General features: G+C 35.9%; 12 protein-coding genes, 1 pseudogene and 1 riboswitch. Of the genes and pseudogenes, 4 read left to right on the forward strand and 9 right to left on the reverse strand.

Features of this window, described 5'->3' with window-relative positions; translation table 11 throughout:
- Positions 1–80 precede the first annotated feature (80 nt).
- Positions 81–437 carry a winged helix-turn-helix transcriptional regulator gene (locus HNP81_RS06980; RefSeq protein ID WP_051404981.1) on the forward strand — a complete coding sequence of 119 codons (357 nt, stop codon included), beginning with the start codon at positions 81–83 and terminating at the stop codon, positions 435–437.
- A 46-nt stretch (positions 438–483) separates the two neighbouring features.
- On the opposite strand, the gene HNP81_RS24570 is transcribed toward HNP81_RS06980, so the two are convergent.
- The 4 genes from HNP81_RS24570 to HNP81_RS07000 form a co-directional block, all read right to left on the reverse strand.
- On the reverse strand, positions 484–669 hold the full coding sequence (locus HNP81_RS24570) for an SDR family NAD(P)-dependent oxidoreductase (protein WP_182502199.1): 186 nt from the start codon (positions 667–669) through the stop codon (positions 484–486).
- Between the two features lie 701 nt (positions 670–1,370).
- A complete protein-coding gene (gene bioA / locus HNP81_RS06990; RefSeq protein ID WP_182502072.1) occupies positions 1,371–2,732 on the reverse strand; it encodes an adenosylmethionine--8-amino-7-oxononanoate transaminase in 1,362 nt (453 codons plus the stop codon).
- A complete protein-coding gene (gene bioD, locus HNP81_RS06995) occupies positions 2,719–3,432 on the reverse strand; it encodes a dethiobiotin synthase (protein WP_182502073.1) in 714 nt (237 codons plus the stop codon). The genes bioA and bioD overlap by 14 nt, the downstream gene beginning before the upstream one ends.
- A 3-nt stretch (positions 3,433–3,435) precedes the next feature.
- On the reverse strand, positions 3,436–3,996 hold the full coding sequence (locus HNP81_RS07000; RefSeq protein WP_182502074.1) for a biotin transporter BioY: 561 nt from the start codon (positions 3,994–3,996) through the stop codon (positions 3,436–3,438).
- A 116-nt stretch (positions 3,997–4,112) separates the two neighbouring features.
- Between HNP81_RS07000 and bioB the strand changes: the two genes are divergently transcribed.
- From bioB to HNP81_RS07015, 3 genes are all read left to right on the forward strand, one after another.
- Complete coding sequence (gene bioB / locus HNP81_RS07005; protein ID WP_182502075.1) at positions 4,113–5,108, forward strand: biotin synthase BioB; 996 nt, start codon at positions 4,113–4,115, stop codon at positions 5,106–5,108.
- Positions 5,109–5,222: 114 nt separating this feature from the next.
- Positions 5,223–5,324: riboswitch (purine riboswitch) on the forward strand.
- A gap of 283 nt (positions 5,325–5,607) precedes the next feature.
- Positions 5,608–6,801, forward strand: a complete 1,194-nt coding sequence (locus HNP81_RS07010; RefSeq protein ID WP_028392371.1) for a purine nucleoside transport protein NupG — start codon at positions 5,608–5,610, stop codon at positions 6,799–6,801.
- Between the two features lie 497 nt (positions 6,802–7,298).
- A complete protein-coding gene (locus tag HNP81_RS07015) occupies positions 7,299–8,165 on the forward strand; it encodes a YitT family protein (RefSeq protein WP_182502076.1) in 867 nt (288 codons plus the stop codon).
- A gap of 286 nt (positions 8,166–8,451) precedes the next feature.
- Here the strand turns inward: HNP81_RS07015 and rsiV are convergent, their stop codons facing one another.
- From rsiV to HNP81_RS07040, 5 genes and pseudogenes are all read right to left on the reverse strand, one after another.
- Positions 8,452–9,318: an anti-sigma-V factor RsiV gene (gene rsiV / locus HNP81_RS07020; RefSeq protein WP_182502077.1), complete on the reverse strand. Its 867-nt coding sequence runs from the start codon at positions 9,316–9,318 to the stop codon at positions 8,452–8,454.
- Positions 9,275–9,826, reverse strand: coding sequence for an RNA polymerase sigma factor SigV (gene sigV, locus HNP81_RS07025; RefSeq protein ID WP_182502078.1), 552 nt, complete (start codon positions 9,824–9,826; stop codon positions 9,275–9,277). Before sigV ends, rsiV begins: the two co-directional genes overlap by 44 nt.
- Before the next feature lie 140 nt (positions 9,827–9,966).
- Positions 9,967–10,382: pseudogene (locus HNP81_RS07030) on the reverse strand (D-serine ammonia-lyase); the annotation flags it as partial.
- 411 nt (positions 10,383–10,793) lie between these two features.
- Positions 10,794–11,480: an ABC transporter ATP-binding protein gene (locus HNP81_RS07035; protein ID WP_182502079.1), complete on the reverse strand. Its 687-nt coding sequence runs from the start codon at positions 11,478–11,480 to the stop codon at positions 10,794–10,796.
- Positions 11,480–12,580, reverse strand: a complete 1,101-nt coding sequence (locus HNP81_RS07040) for an ABC transporter permease (protein ID WP_182502080.1) — start codon at positions 12,578–12,580, stop codon at positions 11,480–11,482. The genes HNP81_RS07035 and HNP81_RS07040 overlap by 1 nt, the downstream gene beginning before the upstream one ends.
- Positions 12,581–12,636: the final 56 nt, after the last annotated feature.

The raw sequence follows: 12,636 nt of genomic DNA on the forward strand, positions 1-12,636 counted from the left end.
CATACTTTTAGTAAGTGGAATCTGTCAAGTATTTTGCAATATGGTATGATTAAGAAAAGTAGAAAAAGAGGTTTTGGCGAATGAACAGGAATGCAAAAGAGCGGGAGCCAATCATTGAATCATCGTGCCATACGTACCGGCTCGCGATTGAATTTATCGGAAAACGCTGGACGGGGATCATTATTTATCAATTATTCGAAGGACCGAAGCGCTACCACGAATTGCTTAATGCCATTGACGGGATTTCGGACAGGCTGCTATCGGAGCGGTTGAAAGATTTGGAACTAGAAGGTTTGCTGAGGAAGCATGTCATTGCGGAAGCACCGAAAAAAGTGGAGTACGAACTGACTCCTCCCGGTTATGAATTCATAGAGGTATTCAAAGCGATTATGAACTGGGCGGGGAAAAAAGAAGAGTATTTGAAAGGAGGAAAGTGAGCATAAAAGGTGCCAAAAAGGACACCATCTTCCAGAATGGTGCCCTTTAATGGCGGATTGTTCCTATTTTGCGTTCAATCATTTCTGGTATAACTTGTTGAGAACTAGTCAAAGCACCTGCTACGTTCACATTAAAATCGTTCAATAAATCTTGTTGATTCAAAATTGAAGAGGTGTTTATCGAATTGGCACCTGCATTATAGATTAAACGTCTGGTACTCCGTAGTCTGATTTTATTTGATCAAATGCAGCTATTAATGGGTTTGCTTCTTTTAATTATCTCCTTTTTACTTAAATAACTACTTAGCAAAATCAATCTAATTGAATGATATTTTTTAACATACGGGGGAGTATCAGACAAAAAGGACTATAAGCAATACTGAATAGCAAATATCACAACTTTTGTATGGTCTTTTATTAAGGCTATTTTTCGTATACTTTGTTGCTTTTAAATAATATTTAATCTACTATCCTGGGTTGATTTCCGTTACAGGTCCTCGCTTTCCGCGGGCGGTCTCAGGGGCCTCCTCAGTGCTTCGGCACTTGCGGGGTCTCCCTCAACACGCTTTTCCCGCAGGAGTCTCGCATCTTTCACTACAATCAACATCTGCTCGAATTTGTTATTTGCTAAAATCAACAATCTTTAAAAAAAGAGCCTTTATTAATCAATATGGCCCTTTACATAAAGAAAGACGCTATCGTTATTACAGATAAGCGTCCGATTGTTGAGCATGACTGGCGTATATTAAACAACATTATTGTCACTTAACATTTTCAAATGGGGATACTCTAGATTCTACTCGAATGTACCCATTTTGTGTCTTAAGCCTTAGAATTGCAATAAATAAGTTTAACTCAAGGAAATTGTTGGGGAATGCACTATATGTTTATTGGTAGTTTTTAGACTACTGAATTTTCTATTAAACGAGCAAGTTACATATTTTCTAAAATTGATTGATAGATTATTTTAATGGCTTCTTCTAGCTCATTTTGGCTCATCGCTAAAACAGGCATAAATGTTAATACTTGATCTAATTGGCGGATGATCAGTCCTTTTTGCCGTGCAGCTAAGACAATGTTATCAAGTTTATTTTCTTGAATGGGGAAAATGGTTTTCGTTACTCTGTCTTGTACAATCTCTATCCCAACCATTAATCCTCGTTGCCGAATGTCTCCTACAATGTCTAGCTTATATAAGTCTTGTAATTGTTCATTTACGAATGAAGCATTTTTTTGAACTTTTTTGATTAATGCTGTTTCTTCCATTAATTGAATATTTTTTAGTGCAACGGAACAGCTTAGTTGGTTACCAGTGTATGTATGACCATGGTAAAACGTTTTATGCTCTTCTTTTTCTCCTAAAAAAGCATCAAAAATTTGTTGACTTGTAATCGTTGCTGCGAGGGGCATGTAGCCACCAGTTATCCCTTTTCCTACACATAATATGTCAGGTACAACCTCTTCTTGTTCACAGGCAAACATTGTTCCGGTGCGCCCAAAGCCAACTGCCACTTCATCACAAATAAGGAGAACATTATATTTTCTACATAGGTTTTCTACACCTTTTAAGAAACCAGATGGATGAGTAATTATTCCCGCTGCTCCTTGTACTAAAGGCTCAATGATGATACCAGCTATTTCATCAGCTTTTTCTTGAAGTAAGCTTTCTAACCGCTGTAAGCAGAAATTCTTAACATCTTCGGTATGATCAAATTCTGTCATTCGATACGTGTGAGGGGTTGGTAATGAGACACGTTTGAAGAGCAATGGCTCAAAGATACGATGATATAAATCCATACCACCTACGCTGACGGAACCGATGGTGTCACCATGATACGCATCGTCTAAGGAGATAAATGTATGTTTATTTTTATATTTTTCCAGATTAGTATTTTGCCAATATTGATAAGCGATTTTTAAGGCGATTTCAACGGAAGCAGAACCTGTATCAGAATAGAAAACTTTACGTAAGTTGCCTGGCGTGATTTCTGCTAATTTTTTTGCTAGTAGTATTGAAGGAACATTGGCAGAACCTAATAGAGTAGAATGAGCGATTTGATGTACTTGATGGATCAGTGCTTCGTTTAACGCAGGAACATTATGTCCATGGACATTTACCCATAGAGAAGCATAGCCATCTAAATATTTCTTGCCTTCAATATCATACAAATAGCTACCTTGTCCTCTTTCAATAATCAGCGGTTTAGTTTGTTGATAATTCTTCATTTGAGTAAATGGATGCCAGACATATTCTTTATCCCAGTTTTCTAAATTTTGCATCTCATCGTGTTCCATGAATGAAAACCTCCTTGATTTGTTTCTTGAATGATTCGGATTGAATACAACTTTCGGAATAGCGTTCTAATTCATTTTTGAGATCTTCAAAAAAAGGAATAGCTAAAGCAGGCAACTGAACGATTCGCTTTATGGTCTCGATATTGTCTAGATGAATGGGGTTCGTTTCTTCAAATCTATTGAAAAATAATAATTGAATAGGAATGTCATAATGGTTAGCATATTGGTTAGTTGTTAATACATCATGAATCGAACCAAGACCGCTTGGACTCACAAGAATAGCAGGCATATTCGCTTCTTTAATAAAATCTTTTGTCATGTAAAAGTCATCTTCTCGTTCAATTAAAGGAACGGCTAAACCTCCAGCTCCTTCGACTAAGACGATATCATTCGTTTGTTCTAATTCTTTCAGTCTATGTAAAACCGCTTCGATGTTCACTTTGGCACCTTGTAGCTTAATCGCTAGATGGGGTGAAGCTTCAGGTTCCAAAGCATAGAATCCAGCATTGCTAACGCCGATGACTGACGAGAACCAGTCTAAGTCTGGATAAGTTTGTGTTTGTTCAATTAACCCTGTTTGAAAAGGTTTAAATACAGTTGTTTTCAAGCCAAGCTTGTTTAATGTGAAGTATAAAAAACCAGTAGCAATCGTTTTGCCAATATCAGTGCCTGTTCCTGTAATAAAGAATGATTTGCCCATCTTTTATGCAGCTCCTTGCTTAATAATGATATGTTTTAATCTTGGACGAACTTTAGATATGATGACAGCACTCATAAAAGCTAATAGTAGATCACCAGGAGCAGGTAAATAGAAACCAAATAACAATGTTTCATGAAGAGAAAGAGGTTTTTCAATCACCCATTTCATTGCTCCATAAAGCCAAATGCATCCAAAGAAGTACACAATGAGGAGGGTACTTACGTTCGCAAAGAAAATAGAATAGACTCTTTTTAAATTAAATCTTTGAATGAACCAGCCATTTGTATATGCTCCCAATATAAACCCAATTAAATAGCCAAATGTCGGTTTTAGAAGATAGCTGGGTCCGCCTCCTTCTGTAAAGATTGGTAATCCGACTAATCCGATTAACACATAGCAAAGTTGACTTAAACTGCCAAGCTTAGGCCCTAATAGGGCACCAGCAAGATAGACAGATAAAATTTGTAGTGTAAAGGGAATAAAGGGAATAGGAATTTTAATGAATGCCCCTATTGCGGTTAAGGCAGCGAATAATGCTGCGAACGCTATGGTTGTATTTTTCATTATTTCACCTCGTTTATTTTTTTACTTGAATATTATTCTGCATGATTTATAATTCAAATGTCAACCAATTTTATTTTTAGGTTAACATTATAGAGATTCTACAGAAAAGAGGAGAAATGGATATGATAAAAGAAATGGAGCTACAACAATTAGCGGAGCGAGTAATAAGTGGGGAAGCAGTGAGTAAAGACGAAGCCCTGTCTCTTTTGCAAATAGAAGATACACAGATTTTAGAATTAATGAATGCTGCTTATAAGATTCGTCATCATTTCTATGGAAATAAAGTTAAATTGAATATGATTATTAATGCAAAGTCAGGTCTCTGTCCTGAAAACTGTGGATATTGTTCACAGTCAATCGTTGCAGAAACACCGATTGACAAATATGCCTGGCTAACGAAGGAGAAAATTATTCAAGGTGCAAAAGAGGCTATTTATCGTAAAGCGGGTACATATTGTATTGTTGCTTCTGGAAGACGTCCTACTGATAAAGAAATTTCACATGTTGTTGACGCAGTAAAAGAGATTCGAGAAACGACAAATTTAAAGATTTGTTGCTGTTTAGGGTTCTTGAATCCAGATCATGCGAAAGCTCTAGCAGATGCGGGGGTACATCGTTACAATCACAATCTCAATACACATCGTGATCAGTATGAGGAGATTTGTACAACACATACGTATGACCAAAGAATAGACACTGTACAGCAAGTTAAAGAAGCAGGAATTTCACCTTGTTCTGGTGCTATTTTTGGAATGGGGGAGAATGATGAGCAGCGAGTAGATATCGCCTTTGAGTTGCGTGATTTAGATGCTGATTCGATACCTTGTAACTTTCTCGTGGCCATTACAGGAACACCATTAAGCGGTAAGAAAGATTTAACGCCGATAAACTGTTTAAAGATCCTTGCAATGATGCGGTTTGTAAATCCTGCGAAAGAAATTCGGATTTCTGGTGGACGGGAAGTGAACCTAGGCTCGCTTCAGCCGCTAGGTTTGTATGCAGCTAATTCGATTTTCGTTGGTGATTACTTAACGACAGAAGGTCAACAACCATTAGATGATTGGAGAATGATTGCCGAACTAGGTTTTGAAATCGAAGAATGTGCTCTGTAATAGACTCTTTTTAAAATGATTATGAATTTTCCCGCGAATTTTGCTATTCCGAATAACATTCAAAGTATTGATTATTTATAAGTGAACACGTACTATTTGTTCATAACAATTGAAAAACGTTACAAAAATACTTCTTGTATATTATCAGTAATATGGTCTGATCGTCTCTACCTAGTAGCCGTAAAATACTAGACTACAAGAAAGTTTGAAATGTAGATGGAAAGAAATTTGTAGTAGATATGTTTTGTCTAATCCATAGTTCTCTTCCTTTAAGCTCTTATTTTTCATTCTTTCTGTTGATCAGAATAAATGAAAAGTAAGGGCTTTTTTGTTGTTTGGCGTATAAAGGGTTTTTAGTTGTAGATAATTATAGTAGTGTTGCTACACAGCAAAATCCAGCACCTTAGCCTTTAACGAATTGCATAAAAAAAGATATAGTTGCGATCTCAGGCGAATACGCTGTTACTCTTGTAAAAATCCACATCTAGGAGCTGCTTTCATGTACTTTTTGTTAAATCTTTTAGGCGTTTTTGTTGTGATAGGCGTTGTATTTTTATGTTCTCCGAATAAGAAAGAAGTAAAATGGAGACCCGTTGTTTCCCTGATCGTTGTCGAATTGCTTATTACATGGTTTATGTTAGGAACAACAATAGGGAGCTGGGTTATTACTAAAATTGCCTCATTCTTTACGTGGTTAATTGCCTGTGCAAGTGAAGGAATAGCCTTTGTCTTCCCATCGGTTATGGCGAATGAAACTGTAGACTTTTTCTTTAGTGCATTGTTACCGATTATTTTTGTTGTTACGTTCTTTGATATTCTATCTTATTTTGGCATTTTAACTTGGATTATTGATAAAGTTGGCTGGGTGATTTCTAAAGTGTCACGCTTGCCTAAACTTGAGAGCTTTTTCTCGATTCAAATGATGTTTTTAGGAAATACAGAGGCATTAGCGGTTATTCGCGATCAGCTCTCTGTTTTAAAGGACAATCGTTTGCTTACCTTTGGAATTATGAGTATGAGTAGTATTAGTGGATCGATTATTGGTGCCTACTTATCAATGGTCCCGGCAGAATATGTCTTTACAGCGATACCTGTAAACTGTTTAAATGCACTCATTTTAGTTAGTATTTTAAATCCAATCCATGTGCCAAAAGAAGAAGATATTATTTATGTACCACCAAAAGAGGAGAAAAAGGATTTCTTCTCCACGATTTCGAATAGTATGTTAATTGGTATGAATATGGTTATCGTTATATTAGCCATGGTGATTGGCTATGTAGCTCTTACTGCTGGCGTTAATGGGATTTTGGGTGTCATTGTAGATGGTCTGACGATTCAAAAAATCTTTTCAGTCATTTTTAGTCCATTTGCCTTTTTACTTGGTTTGACAGGACATGATGCCATGTATGTCGCGCAGTTAATGGGAATTAAATTGGCCACGAATGAATTTGTTGCCATGATGGATCTAAAGAAAAACTTAGATACACTGCCTCCTCATACAATTGCGGTTGCCACGACGTTCTTAACGTCATTTGCGAATTTTAGTACAGTAGGTATGATTTATGGAACATATAATTCGGTATTATCAGAAGGAAAATCAGCGATTATCGGTAAAAACGTCTGGAAGCTTCTCGTAAGCGGCGTTGCGGTATCCTTATTAAGTGCCATGATTGTCGGCTTATTTGTTTGGTAATAAAGCAGTACAAGAGGATGTCCCAAAAGCTCGGACCTCACAGTCTATCCACCGTTTTGAGTGTAGATGTGGGCCTGGTCTTTTTATGGGCATCCCTTTTTTTAGGAAAAAGAAAGTGACAGGAAGTAATTCTCGTTTATTATGTAGAGATTCCTCTTTCAATTACAATCTTCGTTGTACCTGGTTTCTGTCAAAAAAATAGAGTGAAATGGCGTACTCTATCCAACTTTATCCCGCATTAACGGATAGTCAAGACCCCGCTGATTGAAGCTTCACTTATTCTTCCAAAGGATGAAGGTGATTGTTGCATGATTGATAAGTACCGAGAATAACTGTGTATCCGAATTGTGCCCCTATTATGTTTGATTTCCTCATCTTCGAACGATTTTTACCAACAATAGACTTGTTTTTTGAATTAATAGTTCTTTCTTTTTTTCATTCAGGCTTTTTTTCATGTATGATTAATCATGTATTTAAATAGGAAAGGCTTGATTTAGATGGGATTGACAAAGAAAAAACGGGTAGTAAAAGAAGTTAAACAATTAATTATGATTACAATTGGTGCTATTATTGCTGCTGTCGGGCTTGAATTATTTTTAGTTCCTAATGCTATTTTAGACGGTGGGATTATTGGTCTTTCGATAATCACAGCCGAATTAACTAGTTTAAACATGAGTATCTTTCTCATTATTTTCAATATTCCCTTTCTTTATATCGGCTATAAGCGAATAGGAACGATGTTTACCCTTCATACTTTATATGGTGTTATTGTTTTATCGATATTTACATCTTATTTACATCATTTTGAGCCGTTTACCAATGATTTATTTTTAGCAACGGTAGTAGGTGCAGTCATACTAGGAGCAGGTGTTGGTTTAGTTATTAGAACGGGTGGTGCTTTAGACGGTACAGAAATTATTGCCATTCTTGTAAGTAAGAAACGACCTGTATCAGTCGGACAATTTGTCATGATTGTCAATTTATTTATTTTTGTCCTTGCTGCCTTATTAGTATTTAGTTGGGAAACAGCTATGTACTCGATTATTACTTATTTTATTGCTTATAAAATGATTGATATTGTCGTTGAAGGTATGGAAGAATTAAAATCTGTAACGATTATTTCTGATAAGCCAGAAGAAATTGCAAATTCCTTAATACAGGAATTAGGTCGCGGCATCACGTATATTCATGGTGAGGGTGTTTATAGTAATGAGCCCAAAAAGATCATATATACGATAGTATCTCGGATCGAATTATCTAATTTACGTACCATTGCTCAAGAAATAGACCCGAAAGCCCTAATCGCCATAGAGAATGTTGCTGATGTTTCAGGCAGTAACTTTAGGAAAAGTTCGGCTCATTAAAATGAAAGAACAAAGGACCAAGCAAAAACAGAGGGCACTGAAAAACCCCTCCTAATAGAAAAAGGTGTAATCCTTCATATTGTGAAGAGATTATACCTTTTTTCTGTATAATTAGAGTATCAATTTTATGTGGGTGGGTACGATGATACAAAAACAACAATCTATGATATTCGGTCCGTTTTTGGTCATTAATAACACCTCAATGGACTTATACTATTTATAACAATAAATGTAACAGGATTGTTATTCCAAATTACTGTAAAATCAATAAAATGATAAACAAATCCTATTTTATATATTCATTACTCACTAATTGATCTTGGATGACTTCAGTTGGAATAATGAATTCCACCACACCCATAAAACCAGGAGAAACCTCATATTTATCAAATGAAATAACTAACTTCCCTTGATTATTTATATAAAAGTTTTGCTCTTTAACTATCTTTTCAAATGGATCGAATATTTCTTCACCGATCCCACTTACCCAATATGACACTTCAGGGTTCGCTTTCATTTGTGCTTTCATTTGCTCTTTTATATTTTCACTAATTACATCCAAATAATCCTCATCTTCAAATAGACTTGGTAGATTTATTAGAATTTGATTTTTTTTATCAATCGTATCAAATTTCATTGTCGTTGATGAAGAGCCTACCGTATTCACATTATACCTAGCGATTGAAAGAAGTTGTTTGTTGTCTGTTTTAATTTCATAACCACTTTCTATTCCTAAATGGCCACCTCCACTTTTCTTTACCTCTTCCATGTCTTTTAAAAATTCTTGATATAATTTTTCATTTTCTTTTAAATATTTTTCGTTTAAACTTTTTTCTAAATCTTTATTGTCTAAGTTGGTAACTGCAGGCACTTTAATATTTGCATTATAAGTATCCTCATTAACTCTATACTCTCTAAACGTAATTAAGTTTACCATTTTACCTAAAACCGGAATATCAGAAAAAGCATATGCAATAGTTGAACTTGTGTTCACACTCGAAATAAATAAAATAGCTGCAACTGCAATTCCTATAATTATTTTTTTAGGTTTTCTTTTCTTTTCTTGACGTAGTGCCTGCTTAACCACTGTTTGTAATTCTTCTGGGATTTCAATATTTTGATATTCTTTTATAAGTTGTTTCATTCTTTTCATACCTTTGATCCTCCTGAATTCCATCTTCTAATTCTATTCTTAATAGCTTTAGTGCTCTATATAATCTCGTTTTAATGGTGTTAGCATTTTCCTCTAATACCTTGGCTATTTCTTCGATCTTCAGATCTTCAAAAAAGCGAAGTAAAATAATGGCATGATAATTATGCGGTAGCGACTCGAGCGCATTTTTCAAATCTATATTTTCATATTTATCTGTACCGCCTAGTAAATGTAATTCAATGGCTTCACTTTCCATTGGATGTACTTTTTTATGCTTTCTGTTGCTATCAATCGAAGTATTTATTACAATTCGATACATCCAACTTTTAATTACTGACACATCTTCAATCTTGTGAATCGAACATAGCCCTTTTCGAATAGACTCCTGAACCACGTCTAATGCATCTTGTTGATTTTTTACATAATTATAGGCAAAACGGTATAAGTTTGCTTCATTTTCAGTCACGAATTGAATAAATGCTTTTTCTATTTTTCTTTTTTTGAACATCATTTTACTCCCTTGCTGTGTATCATTTTTGAATACAATACTAAAACGTCGTTCTTCTGCAAAAAGTTTTATTTAATTAAATCTTTTTTCATAAACTTTGTTGCTATAGAAAAGCAACAATAAGTTATCTGTGAATTAATGGAGCCTACTGTGATTGAATATTGTGAGAAGAAGGTTCGAAACCTATCACTATCTAAAATCGAATAATAATCTTGAAGCGTTAACAATTGATGTTGAAAAGCTAATTCTTCTGCATGTTTGAGAATTTCATAAATCCCACCTCTTGCTTTAATAGTTCCTGAGATAGGAAGGTGACTATCACATTTTAGTAATAATTCCCCTAATATAGGTTGTTGATAATTCTGTTCGAAGGATTGTTTCAAGGCAGGGACTCTCACTAAAGGAGATACTATGATATCATTTGTCCCTTTTGTTTCAGGGGAAACCTTGGCTATATATGGAGCAAAACGTTTCAACCTTTCCTCTGCATCTCTTACATCTTCTTGAGTAAGGGGGATTTTTTAATTCCCGATTGAAATTTTTCGATATTTGGATTACATGATGTAGTGCTGCCGCCCGAAATCTCTATTGAACGTCCTTGACCTTATAACAAATTTTAATAATTTTCTTCAACAAAAAAAAAGAAGCCTTTTAGCTCCTGAACCTACCTGCTTTAACAAATCTGGCAGTGTACGTGATCTCGATGATCTGCTAAGGCACAATCACCAATATCTTCATTCATCTCATTAAGATAACCTGCCACCCGATTATGAATCTCATATAGGGGTACTGTTACATGCCCATCAAACTAATATTTTGAAGGATCCCCAAAACGAGAAATTTTATCTTCCCATAGTTTTCCATGGGAAGATAAAATTTTTTAGTTTTGGGGATCAATGAATTTCTTAACTTGATGGGTATGGTGTCTGACCCTTCGTTTGAGGCCACCCGCTTTGGTACTAGTCTTCTATTTTTTTTTCTTTTCTGACAGTATTCCATCCTCGATATAGACGATACGATCACATAAATCAAGCATGCGCTTGTCATGGGTAACCATGATCGCTGCTTTTTGGTGCAGTTTCACTTCATCTGCGAGCATTTGCACGACAGCTCGTCCTCGTTCGGAATCAAGGCTTGCTGTTGGTTCATCTGCTAAAATAATATCAGGGTTATTCATCCAGGCGCGAGCGATGGCAACACGTTGCCGCTCACCGCCGGATAAGCTTTCTGGGTAATGATTCTTTCTATGCATTAAGCCAAGTCGATCAAGTAGATTATGGGCTCTTTTTTTTGCATTTGTATGATGCATTCCACTTAACTCGGGAATGAGTAGCAATTGATCTTGAACGGTTAAATAGGGAATTAAATTAGACGATTGAAAGATGAAGCCGATTTTTTCTAATCGGAGCTGATTCATTTTTTTCGGAGAAAGCTTGTGAATCTCCTTACCGCCAATCATCATCCGCCCGCTCGTTGGCGATAATAAAGCACCTGTAATGGAAAGAAAGGTACTTTTTCCTGATCCAGATGGTCCGACAACGGCGACGAATTCACCCGCTTTTACTTGTAATGATACATCATCCAATACTTTGACAGACGTATCGCCATCGCCATAAACCTTACTGATCTGCTCGAGAAGTAATAAATCTTCCATTATACAGCCCTCCCAATTGCTTCGATTGCATCAATTTTCGATACCCGATATAGCGATAGTAACGCGCCGATCATCGATACTACTAAGAAAAGAATCGAGCAGCCGAATACTAATGAAGTACTAAGGTTAAAAGGCATACTATCTGGTAAAATGAATGACACGCCAATAGTAAGTGAGATACTGATTAGTAAACTTACAATCGTAATGAATAGTACTTGAAATATAATGGTTCGTGCCAAGTACGTTGATTTGGCGCCAATTGCTTTTAAGACACCGAATTGATTCATTTTTTGAATGGTCATAACGTAGAAAAATACGGCTAATACAAAAGCAGAAATTACGAATAGAAATGCAATCATCATTATCAGTGAGCCTTGTTCTTCTTTATAGCCTGGAATACCTTGAAGGGCTTGATCTTTACTAATCACGTCAACGTTCGGTAGATTTTTCTCAATTTGTTTCGCTTGATTTGCCGAAATGTTTAAAGCAATCGTATTAAATATTTCCTGATTCGGAGTTTGTTGATGTGAAATGGTCGACCAACCGTTGAAATTCATATAGACAACAGGAGTATGACTGAAAGATTGACCTTCTGTGAAACCGACGATTTTAAAAGTTTCTCCTGATGCCAAATCTTCTATTTCATCTCCGAGCTTAAATCCTTCAAGTTGTATGGAGCGATCGGCTACTATTTCATGGGCTGTTCTTTGATTGATCATTTTTCCTTCGCTTATTGTAGGGGCAAGCATGCTGTTTACATCAATTGCGAAAAACGTAATATCCAATTTTTTTGTTGCCCCACTTTTCGTGATGGTTGTCATTTGCACGCCAAGTGGTGTAGCCTTCCCCTCTTCGGTATATTGGCGCACATCCTGCAGATTGTTATCAGATATGGTGGAACGAGTTAAGCGATTGTCCGAATCCTGCTGGAGAACTAAATAATTCGTGTTCATGTTTTGTATTGACGATGCGTTATCTGACGACAGCCCGTTGGCTAATCCGGAAACAAACAGGACCAACCAGATAAGCAATACCATAATGAATCCAATTAATACATAGCGTAATTTAGCGTGTTTCATTTCCCTTAAAGCGAGAAACATCCTTCTGTTCATCTCCATTCATTTAATAACTTAAATATAGGATAATACGGCAATAT

Source organism: Peribacillus huizhouensis (assembly GCF_014138605.1).
Taxonomy (GTDB): domain Bacteria; phylum Bacillota; class Bacilli; order Bacillales; family DSM-1321; genus Peribacillus; species Peribacillus huizhouensis.